21 protein-coding genes and 1 pseudogene are annotated in these 24,474 nt (G+C 66.0%); 16 read left to right on the top strand and 6 right to left on the bottom strand.

Annotated elements, in window-relative coordinates; translation table 11 throughout:
• Window positions 1-191: 191 nt before the first annotated feature.
• Window positions 192-440, top strand: a pseudogene (locus BCY78_RS24730) (IS5/IS1182 family transposase); the annotation flags it as partial.
• A gap of 226 nt (window positions 441-666) precedes the next feature.
• Entirely contained in the window at window positions 667-1,776 is a 1,110-nt protein-coding gene (gene dinB / locus BCY78_RS17535) for a DNA polymerase IV (RefSeq protein WP_233499431.1), read from the top strand.
• On the opposite strand, the gene BCY78_RS17530 is transcribed toward dinB, so the two are convergent.
• Window positions 1,777-2,952 carry a LysR family transcriptional regulator gene (locus tag BCY78_RS17530; RefSeq protein WP_068304482.1) on the bottom strand — a complete coding sequence of 392 codons (1,176 nt, stop codon included), beginning with the start codon at window positions 2,950-2,952 and terminating at the stop codon, window positions 1,777-1,779.
• 115 nt (window positions 2,953-3,067) lie between these two features.
• Between BCY78_RS17530 and BCY78_RS17525 the strand changes: the two genes are divergently transcribed.
• From BCY78_RS17525 to BCY78_RS17515, 3 genes are all read left to right on the top strand, one after another.
• Entirely contained in the window at window positions 3,068-4,444 is a 1,377-nt protein-coding gene (locus BCY78_RS17525) for an aminomethyltransferase family protein (protein ID WP_068304480.1), read from the top strand.
• Between the two features lie 140 nt (window positions 4,445-4,584).
• Window positions 4,585-5,076 carry a DUF4405 domain-containing protein gene (locus tag BCY78_RS17520; RefSeq protein WP_068304478.1) on the top strand — a complete coding sequence of 164 codons (492 nt, stop codon included), beginning with the start codon at window positions 4,585-4,587 and terminating at the stop codon, window positions 5,074-5,076.
• Between the two features lie 638 nt (window positions 5,077-5,714).
• Window positions 5,715-7,241, top strand: coding sequence for a Hint domain-containing protein (locus BCY78_RS17515; protein ID WP_068304476.1), 1,527 nt, complete (start codon window positions 5,715-5,717; stop codon window positions 7,239-7,241).
• A gap of 263 nt (window positions 7,242-7,504) precedes the next feature.
• Here the strand turns inward: BCY78_RS17515 and BCY78_RS17510 are convergent, their stop codons facing one another.
• Window positions 7,505-8,296 carry an inositol monophosphatase family protein gene (locus BCY78_RS17510; protein ID WP_068304474.1) on the bottom strand — a complete coding sequence of 264 codons (792 nt, stop codon included), beginning with the start codon at window positions 8,294-8,296 and terminating at the stop codon, window positions 7,505-7,507.
• A 150-nt stretch (window positions 8,297-8,446) separates the two neighbouring features.
• Between BCY78_RS17510 and BCY78_RS17505 the strand changes: the two genes are divergently transcribed.
• From BCY78_RS17505 to BCY78_RS17495, 3 genes are all read left to right on the top strand, one after another.
• Entirely contained in the window at window positions 8,447-8,887 is a 441-nt protein-coding gene (locus BCY78_RS17505) for a GNAT family N-acetyltransferase (protein ID WP_068304472.1), read from the top strand.
• 143 nt (window positions 8,888-9,030) lie between these two features.
• Entirely contained in the window at window positions 9,031-10,194 is a 1,164-nt protein-coding gene (gene carA / locus BCY78_RS17500; RefSeq protein WP_068304471.1) for a glutamine-hydrolyzing carbamoyl-phosphate synthase small subunit, read from the top strand.
• A 135-nt stretch (window positions 10,195-10,329) separates the two neighbouring features.
• Entirely contained in the window at window positions 10,330-12,195 is a 1,866-nt protein-coding gene (locus tag BCY78_RS17495) for a glycosyltransferase (RefSeq protein WP_083195117.1), read from the top strand.
• A gap of 7 nt (window positions 12,196-12,202) precedes the next feature.
• On the opposite strand, the gene BCY78_RS17490 is transcribed toward BCY78_RS17495, so the two are convergent.
• Entirely contained in the window at window positions 12,203-12,856 is a 654-nt protein-coding gene (locus BCY78_RS17490) for a GntR family transcriptional regulator (protein ID WP_068304468.1), read from the bottom strand.
• A 133-nt stretch (window positions 12,857-12,989) separates the two neighbouring features.
• On the opposite strand from BCY78_RS17490, the gene BCY78_RS17485 reads away from it, so the two are divergent.
• On the top strand, window positions 12,990-13,631 hold the full coding sequence (locus BCY78_RS17485; RefSeq protein WP_068304466.1) for a pyrimidine 5'-nucleotidase: 642 nt from the start codon (window positions 12,990-12,992) through the stop codon (window positions 13,629-13,631).
• 250 nt (window positions 13,632-13,881) lie between these two features.
• Window positions 13,882-14,817 (top strand): DMT family transporter, encoded by a 936-nt coding sequence (locus tag BCY78_RS17480; protein WP_068304463.1) that lies wholly within the window; start codon window positions 13,882-13,884, stop codon window positions 14,815-14,817.
• Here the strand turns inward: BCY78_RS17480 and BCY78_RS17475 are convergent.
• The gene (locus BCY78_RS17475; protein ID WP_068304461.1) at window positions 14,762-15,451 is read right to left on the bottom strand and encodes a thiamine diphosphokinase; all 690 of its coding nucleotides are present in this window, start codon (window positions 15,449-15,451) and stop codon (window positions 14,762-14,764) included. The two genes, BCY78_RS17480 and BCY78_RS17475, sit on opposite strands and share 56 nt — an antisense overlap.
• 154 nt (window positions 15,452-15,605) lie before the next feature.
• Here BCY78_RS17475 and BCY78_RS25305 point away from each other — a divergent pair, with 154 nt between their 5' ends.
• Window positions 15,606-18,617, top strand: a complete 3,012-nt coding sequence (locus tag BCY78_RS25305) for a hypothetical protein (protein WP_068304459.1) — start codon at window positions 15,606-15,608, stop codon at window positions 18,615-18,617.
• 271 nt (window positions 18,618-18,888) lie between these two features.
• On the opposite strand, the gene BCY78_RS17465 is transcribed toward BCY78_RS25305, so the two are convergent.
• Together BCY78_RS17465 and BCY78_RS17460 are read right to left on the bottom strand one after the other, a co-directional pair.
• On the bottom strand, window positions 18,889-19,113 hold the full coding sequence (locus tag BCY78_RS17465) for a DUF2842 domain-containing protein (RefSeq protein WP_068304456.1): 225 nt from the start codon (window positions 19,111-19,113) through the stop codon (window positions 18,889-18,891).
• Window positions 19,114-19,117: 4 nt separating this feature from the next.
• Window positions 19,118-20,413, bottom strand: coding sequence for an adenylosuccinate synthase (locus BCY78_RS17460; RefSeq protein ID WP_068304454.1), 1,296 nt, complete (start codon window positions 20,411-20,413; stop codon window positions 19,118-19,120).
• A 155-nt stretch (window positions 20,414-20,568) separates the two neighbouring features.
• Between BCY78_RS17460 and BCY78_RS17455 the strand changes: the two genes are divergently transcribed.
• From BCY78_RS17455 to BCY78_RS17435, 5 genes are all read left to right on the top strand, one after another.
• The gene (locus tag BCY78_RS17455; RefSeq protein WP_068304452.1) at window positions 20,569-20,967 is read left to right on the top strand and encodes a DUF6524 family protein; all 399 of its coding nucleotides are present in this window, start codon (window positions 20,569-20,571) and stop codon (window positions 20,965-20,967) included.
• Window positions 20,957-21,352 carry a VOC family protein gene (locus BCY78_RS17450; RefSeq protein WP_068304450.1) on the top strand — a complete coding sequence of 132 codons (396 nt, stop codon included), beginning with the start codon at window positions 20,957-20,959 and terminating at the stop codon, window positions 21,350-21,352. Before BCY78_RS17455 ends, BCY78_RS17450 begins: the two co-directional genes overlap by 11 nt.
• A 141-nt stretch (window positions 21,353-21,493) precedes the next feature.
• Window positions 21,494-21,862 (top strand): preprotein translocase subunit SecG, encoded by a 369-nt coding sequence (secG, locus tag BCY78_RS17445; RefSeq protein WP_068304448.1) that lies wholly within the window; start codon window positions 21,494-21,496, stop codon window positions 21,860-21,862.
• A gap of 138 nt (window positions 21,863-22,000) precedes the next feature.
• The gene (locus BCY78_RS17440) at window positions 22,001-23,644 is read left to right on the top strand and encodes a CTP synthase (protein ID WP_068304444.1); all 1,644 of its coding nucleotides are present in this window, start codon (window positions 22,001-22,003) and stop codon (window positions 23,642-23,644) included.
• Between the two features lie 267 nt (window positions 23,645-23,911).
• On the top strand, window positions 23,912-24,412 hold the full coding sequence (locus BCY78_RS17435; RefSeq protein ID WP_068304442.1) for a hypothetical protein: 501 nt from the start codon (window positions 23,912-23,914) through the stop codon (window positions 24,410-24,412).
• Window positions 24,413-24,474: the final 62 nt, after the last annotated feature.

Genomic DNA, 24,474 nt, shown 5'->3' with positions numbered 1-24,474 from the left:
ACGTCCCCATCCGAGAACTCAGAGCCAAAGCTGGATCAACCAATTCTAAAGCGCTGGTTCGCGCGGCTCTGTTGCACAAATTCCATGAGGGATTCATCTCGTTGATCTCGTGCGGTAGCTGGGATGCCTGAGCAGGCCGACACCCACGATCTACAGGACCAGAAACCGGCCAGCCGACAATGAAGAGCTAAAGCGCCGGCGCGGTCGCACGAAACGAAGCACTGCGGGCATCGAAATACCTCGGCCGTGCCCTCTGGCGACGATAGAGCGGAGACCACCGCCGAAGCCGCGTCGAGACGAAGATGCACTGCGTGAAGCTTCTGAGGCAGCGCCTCATCGCAAGGGAGTTCGACCGACAGGTCGCCGAGCTTCAGGTCCGTATCGCCATTCTGAACGGCGACACCGCGCTCGGCATCCCGGTCACAGAGGCCGTGGGATAGGTCTGTCCGGGGAAAGGGGAGCCCCGGCCATCAGCTCTTCTGTGCAACAGAGCCGCGCCCTCGAACAAGTGTGCGCGTTTTCATCTCTCCTCGGGCACACTTCCCCTTTTCCGACCTTTGCATTCCCAGCGTGGCAAAGTGCCGGGCCGAAAGGTTCCCCGTATGTTCTTTCTCTTCCCCTAAGGATGCGGTAGATTGGCGCCCGGACCACCACGGGGACCCGCCGGTGACGCAAGAGCAGAAGGCCGATACCGAGACCGCGCCGACGCGCAAGATCATCCATGTCGATATGGATGCTTTCTACGCGTCAGTGGAACAGCGCGACGACCCGGCGCTGCGGGGCAAGCCGGTGGTGGTCGGCGGCGCCGGCCCGCGCGGGGTGGTGGCGGCGGCGAGCTATGAGGCGCGGGAATTCGGCGTGCGCTCGGCCATGCCATCGGTCACCGCGCGGCGCAAATGTCCCGAGCTGATCTTCGTGCGGCCCCGGTTCGATGTGTATCGTGAGGTCTCGGGCCAGATCCGCGAGATCTTCGCCGAGCATACCGACCTGATCGAGCCCTTGTCGCTGGATGAGGCCTATCTCGACGTGACCGAGAACAAGCAGGGCATCGCCTCGGCCACCGAATTGGCGCAGGTCGTCCGGGCGCGGATCAAAGAGGTGACGGGCCTCAATGCCTCGGCCGGGATCAGCTATTGCAAGTTCCTCGCCAAGATGGCCTCGGACCTGAACAAACCGAACGGGCAGGCGGTGATCCGGCCGTCGCAGGGCGCCGATTTCGTGGCCGCGCTGCCGGTTGCCAAGTTCCACGGGGTGGGGCCCGCGACGGCGTCGAAGATGGCGCGGCTGGGCATCGTCACCGGGGCCGATCTGCGCGAGAAATCGCAGGACTTTCTGACCCAGCATTTCGGCAAATCGGGCGGCTGGTATTGGCGTATCTCGCGCGGAATCGACACCCGCGAGGTCAAACCGCATCGCGAGCGCAAATCGGTCGGGGCGGAGGATACGTTCCTCGAGGATATCTACAGCTTCGAGCCCGCGCGCGACGAGGTGCTGAAGCTGGTGGAACGCGTCTGGCGGCACACGACGGACAAGGGGCTGAAGGCGCGGACGGTCGTGCTGAAGGTGAAGTACAACGATTTCCAGCAGATCACCCGCTCGCGCACCCTCTCGGTGCCATTGGGATCGGGGGAGGAGATGGGGGCGCTGTCGCTGGCGCTGCTGGAGCCCTTGTTCCCGACGAGGAAGGGCATCCGGCTTCTGGGTGTCACGCTCTCCAGCCTCTCAGGCGAGGAGGAAGGGACGCCGGACGAAGAGGCGCAGCTGTCCTTCTGGTGATCATTCCAGCCGCGCCGTCAGCGCCTGCGCGAAGGCCGCGACGCCGGGCGAGGGCGCCTGATCCCCGAGCCGCGTGAGGCCCACCGCGATGCCCGCATCCGGCAGCGCGAAATCCACCGGCCGCAGGTCCCGGCGCAGGGCCGACAGGGTGCGGTCGGAATAGGACAGAAGCGCCACGGAATCGCTGTCGGCGATCATCTGCTCGGCATCGGCGAAGGACCAGATCTCGTAGCTCTGCGCCGGGGGGACCGCCCCCAAGCGTCTGAAAACCGTCTCGAAATAGCGCCGGACGGGGGTGCCATGCGGGGCCACGACCCATCGCTGGGCGGCCAAGGTCTCGATCGTCACCGGGCCCTGATGGACCGGGTGATCTTGCCGCGCGACAAGGGTGAAGCGCTCATCCGACAGCGGGGTCTCGGTGAAGCCGGGATAGGGCGCGGGGCTGCGCAACAGGCCGACGATGACGTCGATCTCGCGCCTCCGCAGCGCCTCGCAGAGGGCGGTATAATTCCCCGGCACGCCGATCAGGCGCAGGTTCGGATGCGCGCGGGTCAGATCCCCGAAAGCCGCCATCACCGAGGCCTGCCCCGAGAACGGCATGAGCCCGACCGCGACCCGGCCGGAGAGGCCCCTCTCGGCCTCGGCCAGCAGGCGGGGCAGGGCCTTCAACTCGCCCTCGATCCGGGCCCAGAGCGCGGCCAAGGCGAAAGCGCCGGGCAGGGGCTCCAACCCCGCCGAACGCCGGGCAAAGAGCGGCACGTCGACATAGGCGGCGAGGTCGCGCAGGGCCTGGCTGATCGCGGGCTGGCTGAGGCCCAAGGCGCGCGCGGCCCCGGTGGCGCTGCCGGTGGCGACGACGGCGGACAGGGCCTCCAGATGCCGCCATTGCACCAGAGCGGCGAGGCGGGGCGCACGGGGAGAGAGTTCGTCGCGCTCGACCGCCTCGATATCGCCGAGGATGCGCTGGCATTGGTCGGCCACCACATCGCCCGGCGCGGTCGGCTCGCTGCCGGTCCAGCCGCGTTGGAACAGCGTCACGCCCAGCCGCGCCTCGGCCTCGGCCAGCGCGCGCGACAGGGAGGACTGGCTCAGCGCCAGCACCTCGGCGGCGGCGGTCAGACGGCGGTGGTCGGCCAAGGCGCGGATCACGCGGGCCTCGCGGGCGGTCAGGATCATGGGCGCTCCGGGTTCAACGCCCTGACATAAGCAAAACGGAACAGGCTATTCAATTCCCGCATATGACGGGCCCGCGCCCCTGCGCTAACCTCTGCCCATCCGAGGGAGGAACACCATGACTGCAAAGACCCTAACCGACCGCATCGCCGAGGCGGGCGGCAACCCGGCCCATATGCTGCAAAACGCGCAGACCGGCCCCTATGTTTTCCCGATCCCCGCCGCCTATACGAACTGGGTCGAGGAAGTGCGCGCCTGGCGCAACGGCGCGGTGCTGCTGAACCAATCCTACCACATGACCGACCTCTATGTGCGCGGCCCGGACGTGAAGGCGCTGCTCGAACGTGTCGGCGTCAACAGCTTCGCGACCTGGGGCAAGAACAAGGCCAAGCAGCTCGTCTGCTGCAACCCGGACGGCTATGTCATTGGCGACGTGATCGTTTTCGGGCTGGAAGAGGACGAGGCGCTGCTCATCGGCCGCCCGCCGGTCTGCAACTGGGTCGCCTATCAGGCCGAGATCTCGGGCCTCGATGTGACCACCGAATTCGACATCCGCAGCCTTGAGAATGCCGACAAGCCGCGCAAGCTCTACCGCTATGAAGTGCAGGGGCCGAAGGCGCTGGATATCCTCAACGAGGTGAACGAGGGCGGTCCGCTGACCACCAAATTCTTCAACATGGGCGAGATCACCATCGCCGGCTGCAAGGCTCGCACCCTGTCGCATGGCATGGGCGGTGCGCAGGGGTTGGAGATCTGGGGGCCGTACGAGGAGCACCAGAAAGTCTACGACCGGCTGCTCGAAGTGGGCGCGAAATACGGCATGCTGCGCGCCGGCGCGCGGGCCTATTCGACCGCCTCGCAGGAATCGGGCTGGATCCCCTCGCCGCTGCCGGCGATCTATTCGGGCGAGGCAATGAAGCCCTACCGCGACTGGCTCGGCGCGAACAGCTTCGAGGCGACATGCTCGGTCGGCGGCTCGTTCGAGCCGTCGAACGTCGAGGACTACTACCTGACCCCGTGGGATCTGGATTATCACCGCGTGATCAAGTTCGACCACGATTTCATCGGCCGCGAGGCGCTGGAGAAGATGGTCGACGGCCCGCACCGCGTGAAGGTCACCTTGGTCTGGGACCGCGCCGATGTGCTGAAGATCTTCGACGGTCTGATGGGTGAATTCCCCGGGCCGAAGCTGATGGAGATGCCGTCCGGCCACTATGCCGCGCATCCTTATGATCAGGTGCTGAAGGACGGCGAAATGGTCGGGATTTCGACCTATCCGGTCTATTCCGCGAACGAGCGCGCCTGGATCTCGCTGGCCATCGTCCGCGCCGATCTAGCCGAGCAGGGCTCGCATGTCTCGATCCTCTGGGGCGAGGCGAATGGCGGCTCCGCCAAGCCGCATGTCGAAGAGCATGTGCAGATGGAAGTCGGCGCCGAGGTGCATCCCTGGCCGATCCACCAAGCCTCGCGCGAGACCTATCGCAAGCAGGGCTGAGGCTTGCCGCAGTGACAGGAAGGGGCGTCTTCGGACGCCCCTTTTTTCGTGCCGCGCCGCGGCGGAAAGCCTGCAAGAGCCCGTGTATGAAGTGACGCGAATATGCGCGCCGATGTTCTATCGAAGCCACGGAGCCTGTTATGCCTTCCCTCGCCAATCGTTACGCAACCCCTTTCATCACCGGCCTTTTTCTTGTCTCGCTGATCTCAGGCGTGGCGCTGTTCTTCCATTGGGGGCAAAGCTGGTTTCACAGCATGCATGAATGGCTGAGCATGATGCTGATCCTGCCTTTCGTGCTGCACCTGTGGAAGAACTGGCGCCCGGTCGTGAGCTATTTCAAGCGCGCGCCGATGTGGATCGCGCTGGCGGCCTCGTTGGTGATGGCGCTGGTCTTCGTGATCCCGACCGGCGGCGAGACGGCAGGCCGCGGACGCCCTCCGCAATTCGCCTTCGCCGAGGCGATGATGGCCGCGAGCCCGGCCGAGATCGCGCCGATCCTTGGCACCTCGACCGACGCGGTGGTCGGCGCGTTGACTGGCGCCGGGATGACGGTGACGGCAGATACGCCGTTGTCCGGTAGCGGGGCAAACAGCGCGGCGGTGATGTCGGCGCTGCTCGGGCTGCGGGAATGATCGGCGGGCGGGTCGTGCCTTGGCTGTAGGCCGGCCCGCCGTCCGAGCTGTGGTGAGCCCGAATCAGCCTCTATTCCGAAATTGCGGACAATTCGCGTGAACATGATCGGCCCGCGCAATGATGGGAAACGGCGCGCGCGGGCCGGCGCCCCTATTTTTGCCTCACGACAACGTGTGCCGGCGGTTCCTCAGCGCGAACAATCCCGCCACAACAAGGCGGCATCGAGACCCGATTTCGGCAAGAATGGCGCAATCGCGGCGGTGATTTGGTGCAAATGTGTCGGAAATGGGGCGAGCATTGTTTCCAGAACGGCGCCAATGGCCCGCCCTGGGGTGGAATTTGCGGCCCTTGGAACCGTGTAACCTGCCTCCTGCCCACGGATTTTTTTTTGTTTTGCAGGGGAGTCTGCTATATTCACCCATAGCCCAGCATGGGCGGCCGGATCATGGGGGTGATCTGGCGGGATGCTGCCAAAAGTGTTCCGAGGTGTGAGAAGATTGTTTCCGTGGTCATGCACCGCGTTCACCTCTGATGCCCTGCGACAGCACCCGTTTCGGTCCCAAGGACCGACCCGATTGCCGCCCCTGTGGCGGTGCGTGAACAGGTGACGCCCCCAGCGGGCACGAGGAGATTGAGCATGCCGCCGAGAAACGACGATACCATTGCGATTGCGCCCCAGGTCCTCGGGATCGTCGAGGGTACGGATGGCGATGACGTCCTGCAGGTTCCGTATACCGACAGCGAAGGGGACCAGTTCACCGACGCCGGCGCGAATGTCGATGGCATGGGCGGTAACGACACCATCTATGGCGGCCGTGGCGACGACACCTTGAACGGTGGCGCCGGGTCGGACTGGGTGTTTGGTGGCGATGGCCTCGATATGCTGTTCGGGGATGCTGGCAACGATACGCTCTGGGGCGATGCGGGCGATGACACGCTGCACGGCAACGAGGGTGACGACAAGGTCATCGGCGGTGCTGGCGACGACCTGATCTACGGCGACGAAGGCGACGACCTCCTGATCGGCGACAACAACCCCGGCGACGGCGGTGGGATGTCGCCCGAGGATCCGGCCGAGCCCGGCTACGGCAACGACACGCTGGTCACCGATTCCGGCAACGACACCGCCAAGGGCGGCTCGGGCGACGACGTGTTCCGCGTGTTCGACAATTTCGGCAACCACCTGATCATCGGCGGCGAAACCGGCGAGACCGAGGTCGGCGATACGCTGGACATGAACACCGTGGGCGAGGGCCTGCAGGTCTTCTACACCGGTGACGAGGAAGGCCGCATCTTCCGCGACGGCGCGACCATGCGCTTCGAGGAGATCGAGAAGACCTATCTCGGCACCGGCGACGACCGTGTGGAAGTGCTGGACGCGACCTCGGGCTATGTGCATGGCGGCTACAGCTATGACCGTCTGGTCCTGCCGATGGACTCGCAGGTCGACGAAGTTGTGATCACCAGCGAAGTGCCCTATGATCCGGTGCCGGGCGCGACCTCGAAGACCGGTTATGTGCTGTTCAAGGACGGCACGCGCCTCGATTTCGAGAGCTTCGAAGAGATCGAGAAATGCGTCTGCTTCACGCCGGGCACGCTGATCGACACCCTGCGCGGCCGCGTCGCGGTTGAAGAGCTGCAGGCTGGTGACAAGGTGCTGACCCGCGACCACGGCTACCAGCCGCTCAGCTGGACCGGTCGTCGTGACCTGTCGGCCGACGAGCTGGCGCTGGTCCCCTCGGTCGCGCCGATCCGTATCGAAGCCGGCGCGCTGGGCCGTGGCCTGCCGGAGCGCGACCTGACCGTCTCGCCGCGCCACCGCATGCTGATCACCGGGCCGCGCGCCGAGCTGATGTTCGGCGAGAGCGAGGTGCTGGTGGCGGCCGGTGACATGCTGGGCCTGCCGGGCGTGCGTCAGCTTTCGGGTGAAGCGGTGAGCTATATCCACGTGATGTGCGAGGCGCACCAGATCATCCGCGCCGAGGGCGCGTGGACCGAGAGCTTCCAGCCCGCCGCCGGAGTGATCAACGCCCTGGCCGAGGAAACGCGGGCCGAGCTGCTGGCGATCTTCCCGGAGCTGGCGACCGAGGAAGGCCGCGCGGCCTATACCGCGGCCCGCCCGGTCCTGAGTGGCGAAGAAGCGAAATCGCTGTTCGTCGCCTGATCGGAAGTCCTGTCGAGACAAGAATACGGCCGCCCTTCGGGGCGGCCTTTTCGTTGGTGCTTTGGGCCGGCGTCGAAAGGGGCGGGCGCTTGGGGGCATTGAGCCCCCTGCGCGCCCGGCGTGGCTCTGCCACGCACAGCGCCCTTGAGGGGGCAGTGTCGTGGGGTGGCAGGTGGCGATGAGTATTTGCGACAAGGTGAGATGCAAAAAACGCGCGGGGCAGGGCCACCGCGCGCTTTGCGTATTTCCGGCAGAGTGAGGGATCAGTCGCGGCTGCGGATGACCTTGCCGAAGGGCTCGTAGATCTCGGCATTGGCGGCGATCAGGTTGCCCGATTCGACGGGGTCCTGACCATCGCGGATCGGGCCGAAGAAGCCGCCGGCTTCCTTGACCAGCAGCACGCCCGCAGCCACGTCCCAGGCGTTCAGCCCGCGCTCCCAATAGCCGTCGTAGCGACCGGCCGCGACATAGGCGAGGTCCAGCGCCGCAGCGCCGAAGCGGCGCACACCGGCGCAGACGGGCATCAGCCGCGCGAGGTCCTGCAGCGTTGCCGGCAGGGCCGGGCGGCCGCCAAAGGGCACGCCGGTGGCGAAGATGCATTCGATCATCGAGCGACGGCCCGAGACGCGCAAGCGGGTCTCGTTCATATAGGCGCCGAGGCCTTTCTCGGCGTAGAACATCTCATCCTTGGCGGCGTCGAAGACCACGCCGGCGATGATCTCGCCCTTGTGCTCCAGCGCGATCGAGATCGCCCAATGCGGCAGGCCGTGCAGGAAGTTGGTGGTGCCGTCGAGCGGATCGACGATCCAGCGGCGGGTCGGGTCGGTACCCTCGGTCTCGCCGGTTTCTTCGCCGAGCCAGCCATAGTTCGGGCGGCCGGCCATCAGCTCTTCCTTGAGGATGCGCTCGGCCTCGCGGTCGGCCTTCGACACGAAGTCGCCCGGACCCTTGGACGAGACCTGCAGGTTCTCGACCTCGCGGAAATCCTTGACCAGCGAGCGGCCCGCCTTGCGCGCGGCCTTGATCATGAGGTTGAGGTTGGCGCTACCCTGCATCGTCGCGGCTCCGTTTTGAACAAGCGTGGGCCATACGGGAAAGGCGCGCGCTTGGAAAGAGGAAGCTGCAAAATAAGGCGAATGGCGGCCGATGGACGCGGCAGAAAGGGGAGGCTAGCCTGCGGCCTGATCTGAACGAAAGGGACCACCATGCTCATCCGCCGCCCGCAGGACCGCGACCGTGCCGATTGGGAACGCCTCTATGCGGGCTATGCCGAGTTCTACAAGGTCACCCAGACCGACGAGATGCGCGCCCGAGTCTGGGGCTGGATCCATGACCATGAGCATGAGGTCGAGTGTTTCGTGGCCGAGGCCGAGGATGGCACGCTGGTCGGCCTAACGCATTTCCGCCCCTATGCCCGTCCGCTGGCGGCGACGGTCGGCGGGTTCCTCGATGATCTGTTCGTCTCGCCCGAGGCGCGTGGTTCGGGTGCGGCACGCGCCCTCATTGAGGCCGTGGCCGACGAGGGGCGCAATCGTGGCTGGTCCGTCATCCGCTGGATCACCGCCGAGGACAACGCCCGTGCCCGCGCGCTCTATGACAAGCTGGCCGATGCCACGGCGTGGAAGACCTACGACATCAAGCTCTGAGTTCCTTCACCTTGTACTAAATACTCACTTTCTAAGGGCGTGAAGGGCCGATCCGCTCCTCGCACCGGATTCCCGATGCGCGCGGCCTTGATTCCCCTCCGCCGACCCCTTAATGACAGCCCGATTCACACAGGAGCCGTCCGATGTCCGCAGCACCCGCCCAGCCGCGCCCGACCGCTTGCCTTGTTCTTGCCGACGGTACCATCTTCTATGGCCATGGTTTCGGCGCCACCGGCGAGACGGTGGCTGAACTTTGCTTCAACACCGCGATGACCGGCTATCAGGAGATCATGACCGATCCCTCCTACGCCGGGCAGGTCGTGACCTTCACTTTCCCACATGTCGGCAACGTCGGGGTGAATACCGACGACGACGAGGCCGGACAGGCCGTCGCCGAAGGCATGGTAGTGAAATGGGACCCGACCGAGCCGTCGAACTGGCGCGCGGCCACCGATCTGGTCGCCTGGATGACCAAGCAAGGTCGCATCGGCATCGGCGGCATCGACACCCGTCGCCTGACCCGCGCGATCCGTCAGCTGGGCGCGCCGCATGTCGCGCTGGCGCATGACCCCGAGGGCAACTTCGACATCGAGGGCCTGCTGGCCAAGGCACGCGGCTGGAAGGGGCTTGTCGGCCTCGATCTGGCGAAGGACGTGACCTGCGCGCAATCCTACCGCTGGAACGAGATGCGCTGGGCCTGGCCTGACGGCCACAAGCCGCAGGAAAACCCGGTGCACAAGGTCGTCGCCATCGACTACGGCGCGAAGAAGAACATCCTGCGCTGCCTGGCCTCGGCCGGTTGCGACGTGACCGTTCTGCCTGCCAATGCCACCGCCGAGGAAGTCCTCGCGCTGAACCCGGACGGGGTCTTCCTGTCGAACGGCCCGGGCGACCCGGCGGCGACCGGCGATTATGCCGTGCCGATGATCAAGGGTGTGCTGGCGGCGGACCTGCCGGTGTTCGGCATCTGCTTGGGGCACCAGATGCTGGCTCTGGCGCTGGGCGCACGCACGGTGAAGATGAACCACGGCCACCACGGTGCGAACCACCCGGTGAAAGACCGTGAAACCGGCAAGGTCGAGATCACCTCGATGAACCACGGCTTCACCGTCGACAGCCAGACCCTGCCTGCGGGCGTCGTCGAGACCCATGTCTCGCTGTTCGACGGCTCGAACTGCGGGATCCGTCTGGCCGACAAGCCGGTGTTCTCGGTGCAATACCACCCAGAGGCCAGCCCCGGCCCGCAGGACAGCTACTACCTGTTCGAGCGTTTCGCCGCCGCCATGGCCGAGCGCAAGGCGTCCTAAGCCACGCCTGACCCGATGACAAAGGCCCCGCTCCGGCGGGGCCTTTTGCTTTTCCGGCGGAAATTCCTAACGCGAATTAACCAAAGTTTAAGGGCAACGGCCGCAGCCTTTCACGCAGGACTTGCGAGGGCTGGCATGGCTGGGACGGTGGATCAAACGACGGCAACGGAGCCGACACCGGGGCGGCTGCCCTTGGGAACCCTGCTGTTGCGCCGAGGGGCGATTCGGGCTGGTGACCTTGTGCGGGCGCTGGAGATCCAAAGCCGGCAGCAGTCGCGGTTGGGGGATATTTTGCGCGCGCACGGCCTCGCCTCGGACGAGGACGTGATCGCGGCGCTGGCCGAGCAATTCGGCACCACGGTGATCGACGCCGAGGCCTCGCGGCCGGACCCGCGGTTGATCGACCGGCTCGGGCCGCGGCGCTGCTTGCAGATCGCCTGCCTGCCGTGGGCACGCCGCGGCGCGGTGACCTTGGTCGCCTGCGCCCGGCCCGACAGCTTTGATGACCACCGGCCCGAGCTTGAGGCCTGCCTCGGCCCCGTCGCCATGGCGGTGATCCCGGAGGCCGCCTTGCACCGGGCCCTTCTGGCCTCGCGTCGCAGCACTCTGCGGCTGATGGCGGAGACCTGTGTTGCCGTTGAGGAAAGCTGCCGGATCTGGGACAGCCGGCGTTTCAGCCGCTGGATGGCCTCGGCGGCGTTGGGGATTGTGGCGACGACGCTGGTGGCGCCGATGATGACCTTCCTGCTGCTCTTCGGAATCATCCTGACGTTTCTGCTGGCCGGGAACCTGATGAAGCTCGCCGCCGCCATCGCGCAGCTACGGGCCCAACGCCGGCGCCCCCCCGATGGCCCGACATTGCCGCTGCGCAAGCCGCCTGTGTCGATCATGGTTCCGCTGTACCGAGAGCCCGATATCGCGCCGCGGCTGGTGCGGCGGCTGGGGGCCATCAGCTATCCGCGAGAGCTGCTCGATGTGATGCTGGTCGTCGAGGAGGATGACCACCTGACGCGCGACGCCCTCGCCGCCAGCAAGCTGCCGGAATGGATGCGGGTGATCCCGGTGCCCGATTCGACCCTGCGTACCAAACCCCGCGCCCTGAACTACGCGCTCAACTTCGCGCGGGGGCAGATCGTCGGGGTCTATGACGCCGAGGACGCCCCGGCTCCGGACCAGTTGCACCGGGTGATCGAGGCCTTCGCGGCAGGCGGCCCCAAGCTGGCCTGCGTGCAAGGGGTGCTGGATTACGTGAACCCGTCGACCAACTGGTTGTCGCGCTGCTTCACCATCGAATACGCGGCATGGTTCCGGCTGATCCTGCCGGGCCTGGCGCGGCTGGGGCTGGTCGTTCCCCTCGGCGGAACGACGCTGTTCTTCCGGCGCGACCTGCTGGAGGAACTGGGCGGCTGGGACGCGCATAACGTGACCGAGGACGCCGATCTGGGCCTGCGTCTGGCGCGCCACGGCTACTGGACGGAGCTGGTGTCCTCGGTGACGATGGAGGAGGCCAATTGCCGCGTTTGGCCGTGGATCAAGCAACGCTCCCGCTGGCTGAAGGGCTACGCGATGACCTATGCCGTGCACATGCGCGACCCGGGCCTGCTGTGGCGACAGCTGGGGGCATGGCGGTTCTTCGGTGTGCAGCTCTTGTTCCTCGGGACGCTGGTGCAGTTCCTGTTGGCCCCGATTCTGTGGAGCTTCTGGCTGATGTTGTTCGGCTTGGGGCACCCGCTGGGCGGGGCGATGCCGGGCATCGTGCCTGTGACGATCGCGGTGATCTTCCTGTCGGGTGAGGTGATCTCGCTGACCATCAACATCGCAGCCCTGCAGGCCCCGCGTCACAAATTCCTGCGGATCTGGACCCCCAGCCTGCATTTCTATTTCCCGCTGGCGGCCATCGCCGCGTGGAAAGGGATCTGGGAACTGGTGGTCAGCCCGTTCTACTGGGACAAGACGACCCACGGTCTGCACGACGGCAAGAGCCTCGCCGCCCACGCCTGAGGCGGGATCAGCGCGCGCGGCGGCGGTCGCCGGATTCCAGCTTCAGCCGGGTCTCGAAGGCGCGGCTGATATGCTCGCGCAGCGCCTTGTCGGCCGCCTCGCCGTCGCCGCGGGCGATGGCCTCGACGATGGCTTCGTGCTCGTCGAGCGCGGTGCGTCCCCGGCCCTCGGCCTCCAGCGAGGTCGTCGCCAGCAGCGCCATCGACCGGTGCACCAGATCCAGCTGCTGCACGAGGAAGCGGTTGTGGCTGGCCAGATGGATCTGTCGGTGGAAGCGCTTGTTGGCCCGGCTGAGCGCCTTGGGATCGTTCATCAACCGTCGGTCGTCGGTGACCATGTCGCGCAGCACGCGGATTTCCTCGACCGAGGCATGCTTGGCGGCCAGTCGCGCGGCCAGCCCCTCCAGCTGAGCGCGCACAACGTAAAGTTCCGCCAACTGGTTGTGGTCCAGGGAAGCCACGATCAGCGAGCGTCCGTCGCGCGTCAGCAGCGATTGCGTCTCCAGCCGTTGCAACGCCTCGCGGATCGGGGTGCGCGAGACCCCGAAGCGCTCGGCCAGTTCGGATTCCACCAGCCGGTCGCCGGGCTTGTACACCCCGTCATCAATCGCGGCGAGGATCAGCGAATAGGCATCGAGCAGGTTCTGGCGCAGGTCTGTCATGGGGTCTCGGCGGGGCAGGGACGGGCAGGGAGCGAAGCCTATGCGCGGGCCGGGCCGGTGAAAAGGCCTCATCTCGCCGCATGGTGACCGGTCCGTGCTTGTCGCTGGAAGGGGAAGAGCGTAGCCAAGGCGCATGGCCAAGCAAGATTTCCAGCATGTCGACACCTGGGTGTTCGACCTCGACAACACGCTCTACCACCCGCGGGTGCGGCTGTTCGACCAGATCGACGCGAAGATGACTGATTTCGTCATGCGCGTCACAGGTGCCGCGCGCGAGGAATCCGACCGTCTCCGCCATAGCTATTGGCAGGAATACGGCACCACGCTGGCCGGTTTGATGGCGCATCATCAGGTCGATCCGGTGCCCTATCTTGTCGAGGTGCACGACATTGACTTCTCGGTGCTGGAGCCCGATCCCGCCCTGCGCCGCGCCATCGAGGCCCTGAAAGGCCGGCGCATCGTCTATACCAACGGTTCGGCCCCCTATGCCCGCCGGGTGTTGGAGGCGCGCGGGCTGGAGGGGCTGTTCGACGCGGTGTATGGCGTCGAGGATGCCGATTACCACCCCAAGCCGCGCCCCGAGGCCTTCGAGAAGGTCTTTCGCAAGGATGGCCTCAACCCGTCCCGTGCCGCGATGTTCGAGGATGATGTGCGCAACCTGAAAGTGCCGCATGCGCTGGGGATGAAGACGGTACTGGTGACGCCCGAAGCCGCCGCCTTCGACCATGTGCATCACCACACGGACGACCTTGCGGGGTTCCTGTCGCGGCTGTGATCAGGGGGAGGGGCACTGATGGCAATCGGTGCCTGAGTATTTCCGACAAGGTGAGACGCGGGAGGTCAATATGTCAGGCCTTCGAGCAATTGTCGGATTTCTGAAAGCAACTGCCCCGGGGCTGTCCGATATTGGCTTCAGGGTTGCAGGAAAAGTGCCAGCCGACAGGCTGGTGCCTTCCGCGAAAAGATGCCGCTGCGATGTCGCGAATGGAGTGGACGCGTCGCGGGGCGCCCGTTACCGCTGAGGCATGACCAGTGCCGCTTTCCATACCCCGACCGACCGTGTGCCCCTCGGCATCGCGATGATGATCGGCTTTTGCGCCATCGCGCCGTTGATCGACGTGGCCGCCAAGCTGTCCTCGCAGCATGTCACCATCACGCAGGTGACCTTCTTCCGGCTGGTGTTCCAAGCCCTGCTGATGGCCCCGGTCGTCCTGATCCTGCGCCAGTCGCTGGCCATTCGGGGCCGGGTGCTGTGGCTGCAGGTCCTACGCTCGGTGATGCTGATCGGCTCGACCTATGCCTTCGTCGGCGCGGTGCAGGTGATGCCGCTGGCCGATGCCCTGGCCATCGTCTTTGTCGAGCCGTTCATCCTGCTGGCGCTGGGCTATCTGCTGTTCGGCGATCAGGTCGGGCCGCGCCGGATCATTGCCTCGGTCGTCGGGTTCATGGGCGCGCTCCTTGTCATCCAGCCCAACTTCGCAGCCTTCGGCGCGGTGGCCCTGTACCCGCTGGCGACGGCGGTGTTCTTTGCCTTCTACATGCTGCTCACCCGCCGCGTCTCTCGCGAGGTTGTGCCCGAAGCCATGCAGTTCCACACCGCCTGGATGGGCACCGCCCTGATGCTGCCGGTCCTGGCAATCGGCCATGGCTTCGGGGTGGAGATGTTCACCCTCTCGAACCCCGAACCCGTCGTTTGGGCTCAACTCTTCGGCGTGGGTCTGGCCGCGACGGTGTCGCATATGGCGATCACCTATGCGCTGCGCTTCGCCCCCTCGGCCACACTGGCGCCGCTGCATTATCTTGAGATCGTCAACGCCGTCTTGTTCGGTTTCCTGTTCTTCGGCGACTGGCCCAACCTGTTGTCGTGGTTGGGGATCGGCGTGATCGTCGCCTCGGGCCTCTATGTCATCGCGCGGGAACGGGCGCTGGCCAGGAAGGTGCCGCCGCCAGCCCATCCCTGAGGGCCTCCAGCGCGTCGATCGGTAGAAGCAGCAACAGCGACGGCCCCTCGGGCGTCAGCGTGACCGGCCCGGTCGCGGCGTTCGAGGTGCCGATCTGGCCCAACGGGTCCAGAACCAGCGCATCGGTCGGCCATTGCAAGCCGCTGGAGCCACAGTGCACCCGCGCCAGCGGATAGAGCGAGACACGGCTTCTGGGCGCCAGATCCAGAGACAGCCGGGGAGGGCACAGCAGGCAAAGGTCCTCGCCCGTGTCCAGCACGATGCGCCGATGCGGGTTCTGCGCCAGCGTGCTCATCGCCGCCAGCGTGTGATCCAGCCGCGCGCCTGAGAACCCCACACCCACGATCAGCGGCGCATCGACCGCGGCCAGCACCTTGTCGAAATCGGTGGTCATCTGGTCCGGGTCGTGGTGCAGCCGTTCCGGCCCCAAGAGCGCCCGCGCCGCGTCCGAGATCGAATCGAAATCGCCGACGGCCAGATCGGGTCTATGCCCCAAGGCCAGTGCCGCATCCGCGCCACCATCGGCCGCGACCAGATGCGGCGCCACGGACAGGGCCCTCTGCAGCGAGGCGAGGCTGGGCGCGCCGCCTCCCACAAGCGTGATGCCATCATGTTTTGCAAAGCGCGTGTTCATTTGGTTTTCTTGTCAATTGGGGCGCGTGAAGGCAAGCTTGGCCACAATCCGATCAAGAAATTACCTTGTGCGCTCCTTACTGGCGTACGTCGAGGCAGCCATTATCGAGCGTGGTTCAAGACAAGGCCTGAGTTCAGGCGGGGGACGAAAACGCATGGTCGGTCCGAGCAAGATTCTGACGGTATCCTACGGCACCTTCTCGTGCACGCTCGAAGGGTTTGACGAACCGTTCGACACGATGAAAGCGATTGCCGAGTATTTCCGGGATCTCGCGGCCGAGGATCGCTATTTCGGCGCCGAACCGCCGACTCCCGATGCCGAGATGCTGCACAAGATTGCCGAGCGCGAGATCAAGCGCCGGGTCGAGGCCAAGATTCAAGATAACGGTGTGATCCTGCGCCCGCAGATAGAGGCAGGCGAGGAACCGGCGCCCGCTCCGATGGCTGCGCGTCCCGCCGCCCCGCGTCCTGCGATGGCGCCGTCCTCGCCTCTGGCCGCCGCTGCCGCCGTTGAGGCCGCCGCCCAGCCTGTCGGAGTCGAGGCTTCCGAGACGCCTGCGCCGACGACGCGTCAGGCTGTGGCCGATCTCGTGGCCGGTGCGGAGCCGCTGGATGCAGGCCAGATGTCGGGGATTTCGGCTAAGCTGCAGCGCATCCGCGCCGCCGTCGCCAAGGTCCGCGAGCTGGAGCCGGTCGAGGAGGCTGAGGACGAAACCGAGGACACCGCCATCGAGCCGGCCGAAACGCCGATGACAGTGGGTCTGTTTGACGACGACATGGATTTCGAGGCCGAGCGCCTTGCATCCGAGGAAGAGGATCGGCTTGAGGCTGAGCGTCTCGCGGCGGAAGAAGCTGCGCGGCTTGAGGCCGAACGTCTGGCTGCCGAAGAAGCCGCGCGTGCCGAGGCCGAACGTCTGGCCGCGGAAGAGGCCGAGCGCGTTGAAGCGGAACGTCTCGCGGCGGAAGAAGCTGAGCGCCTTGAGGCCGAGCGTCTGGCTGCCGAGGAAGCTGCTCGCGCTGAGGCTGAGCGTCTGGCCGCGGAAGAGGCTGAGCGCGCTGAGGCTGAGCGTCTGGCGGCAGAAGAAGCTGCACGCCTTGAGGCCGAGCTTCTGGCTGCCGAGGAAGCCGCCCGTGCCGAGGCGGAACGCCTGGCCGCGGAAGAGGCGGAGCGCGCCGAAGCGGAGCGTCTCGCGGCGGAAGAAGCTGCGCGCCTTGAGGCTGAGCGTCTGGCTGCCGAAGAAGCTGCCCGCGCCGAGGCAGAGCGTTTGGCCGTGGAAGAAGCCGAGCGCGCCGAAGCGGAGCGTCTCGCGGCGGAAGAGGCTGCGCGCCTCGAGGCCGAACGTCTGGCTGCCGAAGAAGCCGCCCGCGCCGAGGCGGAACGCCTGGCCGCGGAAGAGGCGGAGCGCGTTGAAGCCGAGCGTCTTGCGGCGGAAGAAGCGGTGCGCCTTGAGGCTGAGCGTCTGGCTGCCGAGGAAGCTGCCCGCGCCGAGGCTGAACGTCTGGCCGCGGAAGAGGCAGAGCGTGCCGAAGCCGAGCGTCTTGCTGCGGAAGAAGCTGCGCGGCTTGAGACTGAGCGTCTGGCTGCCGAAGAAGCCGCCCGCACCGAGGCTGAACGTCTGGCCGTGGAAGAGGCAGAGCGCGCCGAAGCGGAGCGTCTCGCGTCGGAAGAAGCTGCGCGCCTTGAGGCTGAGCGTCTGGCCGCGGAAGAGGCGGAACGCGTAGAAGCGGAGCGTCTCGCGGCGGAAGAGGCCGAACGCGCTGAGGCCGATCGTCGTGCTGCGGAAGAAGCTGCGTTGGCCGCCGTCGAACCGGATGAGGAAAGCGACCGTCTCGCGGCCGAGCGCCGCCGGCTGGAAGACGAAATCCGCGCCGAAATCGCGCGCCGTGATGGCGGCGACGAGGCCGCGGCGCGTCCGGTTCGCCGTGTCGTCGTGGTGCGCCCGACCCAGCGTCCGGCAACCGAGGCTCCGGCCGTGGCGGAAACCCCGGCCGAACCCGCCAGCACCGCCGATTCGGTGCGCGCGGCAATGGCGGCTTTCGCCTCGGACGGCTTCGCCGATGAAGATGCGCCGGAAACCCAAGCCGCGGTTGCTGATCTGGTTGAGCCTGTCCCGGCTCAGACCGATTTCGCCGAGGAAGCCCCGGTCGAGGTTGAGGAAGACACCCCGCTGGTCGCCGAAGAACCCGCTGTTCAGGTCGAGCCCGAAACGCAGGCGACGTCGCACGAGAACGCCTTTGACGAGGACGACCTCGATGACGACGAGGACGAGGATGACGATTTCGAGGCGCGTGTGGCTCAGGCTCTGGGCCGGACGGGTCTCGACGCCGAGAACGAGGCCGAATTGGTCGCCGAGCTGGCGGAAGTCGAGCGCGAGGCCGAGCAGGCTCGCCGCGCGGAAAGCGAACGCCGTGCCATGCTGCGCGGCGAGGCCGCCGATGCGGCTGTCGACCGGCTGATCAGCCAAGCTGATTCGGCGCTCTCGGGTGCCGAGGCGCAGCGTCGCCAGTCGACGCTCAGCCATCTGAAAGCCGCCGTCGTGGCGACCCGGGCCGAGGAAGAAGCGGGCGCCCCACGCAACGCCGAGGCCGAGCAACAGCAGGAGATCGCGCGCTACCGTGCCGATCTGGAACGCTCGGTGCGCCGGGGCGGGGATGAGGCCGGGGATGGAACCCCGCGTCGCCCGTCGCGCCCGCAGGTGCAGCGGACCGAACGTCCGCGCAGTGCCCAGCCGCCGCTGGTTTTGGTCAGCGAACAGCGGATCGACAAGCCGAAGGATACCGAGGTCGTGCGCCCTCGCCGGATCAACACCGGCGCCTTGGCCATGGAAGAGCTCTACGACGAGGACGCGCCCGCGCAGGAAGCCCCGCGCGGCAAGCGTTTTGCCGATTTCGTCGGGCCGATGAACCTGACGACGCTGGCGGAACTGACCGAGGCCGCTGCGGCCTATGTCACGCATATCGAGGGACTGGAGGAATTCACCCGCCCGCAGGTCATGCGCCATGTGGTGTCGACCGGGCTGCCGATGACCCGCTCGCGCGAGAACCTCCTGCGCAGCTTCGGCATGCTGATGCGTCAGGGCACGATGCAGCGCTCGCGCCGCGGTCAGTTCGAGCTGGCGCAGGGTTCGGAATTCGGCGAACAGGCCCGCCGCTTCGCGCAGAAGTAAGGCTACGGAAATCCATGGGGAAAGCGCCGGGAGACCGGCGCTTTTCGCGTTTAGGGTAGGTGCCTTGCGCGGAGCCAAGGCCGAAGGCCGCCGCGCATCGCCGGCGCGCGCCCACGCGGCGGCGATTTGGCCGGGGCTGGCGCGACGCTCAGGTGTCGGAGGGGCTTGGCCGGCATAAAGCGCGTCGTTCTGGCCGGGGATCGCCCCCGCGCGCGCCGGCAATGCGCGGCTTCTCGCAACGAAAAAGGCGCCGGGAGACCGGCGCCTTCGCTTAGTCTTCGGCCTTCTCGGGATCGGGCTGGCCGACCCCTTTGAACACGGCCTTCAACGGGAAGGCCCAGATCACGCCCAAGGCGATGTAGATGCCCAGTTCCACAAGGATCGGCGGGCGGTCGAACAGCGCCATCAGGCTCACCGCCGCGACGATATAGGCCGGCAGCGCCACCACGAGGATCAGGATCGACAGCCGCTTGCGGGCCTTGAGGGACAGGGCCATCAGATCAGTCCGCGAAGGGGTCGGTGACCAGGATCGTGTCGTCACGCTCGGGGCTGGTCGAGACCAGAGCCACCGGGCATTGGATCAGCTCCTCGATGCGGCGGATATACTTGATCGCCTGCGCCGGCAGATCCGCCCAGGAGCGCGCGCCGACGGTCGATTCCGACCAGCCCGCCATCTCCTCATAGACCGGGGTGCAACGTGCCTGCTGGTCCGCCGCGGTGGGCAGGTAATCCAGCTTCTGACCATCCAGCTCGTAGCCGACGCAGATCTTCAATGTCTCGAACCCGTCCAGAACATCGAGCTTCGTCAACGAGATACCGGTCACGCCCGAGGTCGCGCAGGTCTGACGCACCAGCGCGGCGTCGAACCAGCCGCAGCGGCGCTTCCGGCCCGTCACGGTGCCGAATTCATGCCCGCGCTCGCCCAGACGCTGGCCGACCTCATCGGTCAGCTCGGTCGGGAAGGGGCCTTCGCCGACGCGGGTGGTGTAGGCTTTCACGATGCCCAGCACATAGTCGATAGAGGTCGGGCCGATGCCGACACCGGTCGCTGCTTGACCGGCGATCACGTTCGAGGAGGTCACGAAGGGATAGGTGCCGAAATCGATGTCCAGCAGCGCGCCTTGAGCGCCTTCGAACAGGATGCGCTTGCCCGATTTGCGGGCCTCGGTCAGCACTTTCCAGACCGGCGCGGCATAGGGCAGGATCTCGGCGGCGATGGCGTTCAGATCGGCCAGCAGACGCTCACGATCCACCGGCTCGATGCCCAGACCGCGACGCAGCGGGTCATGGTGCTGCAACGCGCGGTCAACGCGGGCAGCCAGCGTCGCCGGATCGGCCAGATCGGCCACGCGGACGGAACGACGACCAACCTTGTCCTCATAGGCCGGGCCGATGCCGCGACCGGTGGTGCCGATCTTCGTGCCCTTCGAGGCCGCTTCCTCGCGGGCACGGTCCAGCTCGCCATGGATCGGCAGGATCAGCGGGGTGTTCTCGGCGATCATCAGCGTCTCGGGGCTGATCTCGACGCCCTGCTCGCGGATCTTGGCGATCTCCTTGACCAGGTGCCAGGGGTCCAGAACCACGCCGTTGCCGATGACAGACAGCTTGCCGCCGCGCACCACGCCCGAAGGCAGCGCGTTCAGCTTGTAGACCTTGCCGTCGATGACGAGAGTATGACCGGCGTTATGGCCCCCCTGAAAACGCGCGATCACATCCGCGCGCTCGCTGAGCCAGTCGACGATCTTGCCTTTGCCTTCGTCGCCCCATTGGGCGCCTACGACAACCACGTTGGCCATGACGGAGTCCTTCCCCGGTTTGGTGAAACCGTGCGTTCTATAGCGATGCCCGCGCCGGGGCGAAACACCCTTTTGATGATCCGGCGGGTTCCGGGCACTGGACAGCATGCCGCAGCTGTCGCACCAATCGAAGGGTTAACGAAAGGATTTGCCCGATGTCATTTGTGATCCGCTGGCTCATTGCCTTCATTCTGGTCGCCGCAACCTGGAATCCGACCGAATGGAATTTCACCCGCTGGGTGATCGAGAATGGCAAGGCCGAGCTGCCGATCACCGTGCTGGCGGGCCTGATCCTGCTGGTCGGCTGGATCATCTACCTGCGGGCAACGCTGCGCTCGATCGGGCCGATCGGCATGGCGCTGGTCGCCGCCCTGTTCGCGGCGCTGATCTGGGTGCTGGTCGATTACGGCATCATCCGCACCGATGATCCGGGCCTTAACGCCTGGCTGGGGATCCTGGTGGCGTCGCTGGTTCTGGGCATCGGGCTGAGCTGGTCGCTGGTACGGCGGCGAATCAGCGGTCAGGCGGATGTGGACGACGTGGATGTCGAATGATGTCTTCTCCTATGTCACGGTCGGCACCTCGGACCTGACACGGGCCGCGGCCTTCTACGACGCAGCCTTGGGGGCGTTGGGGCTGGAGCGACTGCATACGGACGCGCGGGAGATCGGCTATGGCCGCCCGGGCGGTCCGTGCCGCTTCTGGGCCAATCTGCCGTTCGACGGGCAGACGATGAGCGTCGGCAATGGCTCGATGCCCTGTTTTCAGGCCCTATCGCGGGCAGAAGTCACGGCCTTTCATGCGGCGGGCCTCGCTGCTGGAGGGACGGACGAAGGCGCGCCGGGGCTTCGGCCATACGGCCCCCATTTCTTCGCCGCCTATCTTCGTGATCCCGATGGCAACAAGCTGTCGGCAGTCTGCGAGTTCTCCGAGGGCTGAGGCGGGCAGGGGCCGTCGGGCCTCGCCTTTGGGCTACAGGGGGCGAAACGCTGACCTGATGGCCAAATGCAACGGCCAAAGGGCTTGCACCCCCAAATCCTGCGTCATAGATAGGCCCGAACCGAGACAAAGGCCCGCCCCATGCAGACTGTCGTCCTGATCATTCACCTCCTCCTCGCGCTGTCGCTGATCGGCGTGGTGCTGCTCCAGCGGTCGGAAGGCGGCGGTCTGGGCATCGGCGGGGGCGCCATGGGCCCGCAGGCGGGTCGTCCCCCGATGACCGGCCTTGCCAAGCTGACCTGGGGTTTCGCCGGGGCGTTCATCATCACCTCGCTGGCGCTGACCGTGATCGCCGCTTCGAACTCGTCGGATACCTCGGTCCTCGACCGTCTGGGCGTCGAGCTTCCCGCCGATGCCGGTACCTCGCCCGAGACCCCGTCGATCCCGCTGCCGGATATCCAGCTGCCGCCCTCGGGCGATGCGCCGGCCCTGCCTCCGGCGGGCGAGTAACGATTACCCAGATTTTGGGGTCTTGGCCCCGTTGACGCTGCATGTTGCGTCCGTATTGCGGATCGCGTGGGTTTGCGCTATAGCTCGAATCCCGTGATCCGTTCCTATTTGACCGCGACGAACACGGGAGTTTCCAGCATGGCGCGCTATGTCTTCATCACCGGTGGTGTGGTGTCGAGCCTTGGCAAGGGTCTGGCATCGGCAGCGCTGGGCGCGCTTCTGCAGGCCCGCGGCTTCACCGTCCGGCTGCGCAAGCTGGACCCCTATCTGAACGTCGATCCCGGCACGATGTCGCCCTTCGAGCATGGCGAGGTTTTCGTCACCGATGACGGCGCCGAGACCGATCTCGACCTCGGCCATTACGAGCGTTTCACCGGCGTGCCGGCGCGCAAGACCGATTCCATCTCCTCCGGCCGGATCTATTCCAACGTTCTGGAGAAGGAGCGCCGCGGCGACTACCTCGGCAAGACCATTCAGGTCGTTCCGCATGTCACCAACGAGATCAAGGACTTCCTCCGCGTCGGCGACGATGAGGTGGATTTCATGCTCTGCGAGATCGGCGGCACGGTCGGCGACATCGAGGGCCTGCCGTTCTTCGAAGCCATCCGTCAGTTCATCCACGAGCGTCCGCGCGGCCAGTGCATCCTGATGCACCTGACGCTGCTGCCGTATCTGGCGGCCTCGGGCGAGCTAAAGACCAAGCCGACGCAGCACTCGGTCAAGGAACTGCAGTCGATCGGCCTCGCGCCCGACGTGCTGGTCTGCCGCTCGGAACATCCGATCCCGGAAAAGGAACGCGCCAAGATCGCGCTGTTCTGTAACGTCCGCCCGGATGCCGTGATCCCGGCCTATGACCTGAAGACGATCTACGAGGCGCCGCTGGCCTATCACCGCGAGGGGCTGGATCAGGCGGTTCTGGACGCTTTCGGCATCACCCCCGCGCCGCGCCCGAATCTGAGTCGCTGGGAAGACGTCATGGACCGTCTGACCCATGCCGAGGGTCAGGTTCGCGTCGCTATCGTCGGCAAGTACACGCAGCTGGAAGACGCCTATAAATCCATCGCCGAGGCGCTGACCCATGGCGGCATGGCGAACCGGGTGCGCGTCAAGGCCGAGTGGATTGACGCCGAGCTGTTCGAGAAGGGCGACCCGACTGCCGTGCTGGAAGGCTATCATGCCGTTCTGGTGCCGGGCGGCTTCGGCGAGCGCGGGACCGAAGGCAAGATTCGCGCTGCTGCCTGGGCGCGTGAGAAGAAGATCCCCTATCTGGGCATCTGCCTCGGCATGCAGATGGCGGTCATCGAGGCGGCGCGCAACCTCGCCGGCATCGAGGATGCGGGCTCGGAAGAATTCGATCACGAGCGCGGCGCTAAGCGGTTCGAGCCGGTGGTCTACCACCTAAAGGAATGGGTGCAGGGCAACTACAAGGTCCAGCGCTCGGTCGGCGACGACAAGGGCGGCACCATGCGTCTGGGCGCCTATAACGCCGCGCTGGACCCGGAATCGCTGGTGGCCAAGGTCTATGGCGCGACGGCGATCGAAGAGCGCCACCGCCACCGCTATGAGGTCGACATCCGCTACCGCGACAAGCTGGAAGCCTGCGGGATGCATTTCTCGGGCATGTCGCCGGACGGCCGCCTGCCGGAGATCGTCGAGCACAAGGATCACCCGTGGTTCATCGGCGTGCAGTTCCACCCGGAACTGAAGTCGAAGCCCTTCGCGCCGCATCCGCTGTTCGCGGACTTCGTGCGCGCCGCGGTCGAGGTCAGCCGGCTGGTCTGACCGACCGAGCCTCAACGTCAGGGAAGGGCGGGGCAGTAGCCTCGCCTTTTTTCATTGCGCTCTGCGGTTGATCGGGTGGGGGCCGATACAATGTCGAGGGGTGATGTTGTGACCTTAGGGCAGCAGTCTAACTAGTTGACGGGGCAACTGAATTTCTCCGGGTGAATAAATATTGATCAATGTGGGCGGGGCTTGCACCCTGAGCAGACGCTGGCCGTGGCATTTCTCACGGTGAGCCAATCTTGCTTACTTTGACGGAGAAGACATATGTCCAAAGTTCTCACATGGGTTCCTGTTGCCGCGTTTCTGGCATCTTTCGCGACAACCGCTTCGGCCGATACCATTTGTGGTGCCCGTGCCATTCCTCGCGGCTCTGTCTGGTTCCTTCAGGTTTCGCATTCGGCCAACACGATCTGCGAAGTCAACTTTACCAGTGCACGCGGCAATTTCTCGGGCAATTGCGTGACCTATGCCGAGGATGAGTTTGGTGACGCCCTGCCTATCCCCGCCACCATGTCCGGTCGGCTGGTCATCAACGGGGCCTGCGGTTTCACCGGAAATGCCTCGCATACCACGGCCGAGGGTTCGGATACGCTGGCCCTGAACGGCAGCCTCTCGGCGCCGGGTCGTGGCCGGAACGAGCGGCCGACCGAAGCATCGGGCATGGTGTCCACCGGGGTTACCCTCGACGGTGGCTATCCGGAGATATTCAGCTTCAGCATGGTGCGCCGGACCGACAGCGCCTCGTTCCCCAGCCTGATGAACTGACACAAGAAAAACGAAGCGCCGACGGTTTCCCGTCGGCGCTTTGCGTTTGTCAGCTGGGAAGG

This window comes from Pararhodobacter sp. CCB-MM2 (assembly GCF_001691415.1).
Lineage (GTDB): Bacteria > Pseudomonadota > Alphaproteobacteria > Rhodobacterales > Rhodobacteraceae > Pararhodobacter.
This window is presented reverse-complemented; position numbering and strand designations above follow the sequence as displayed.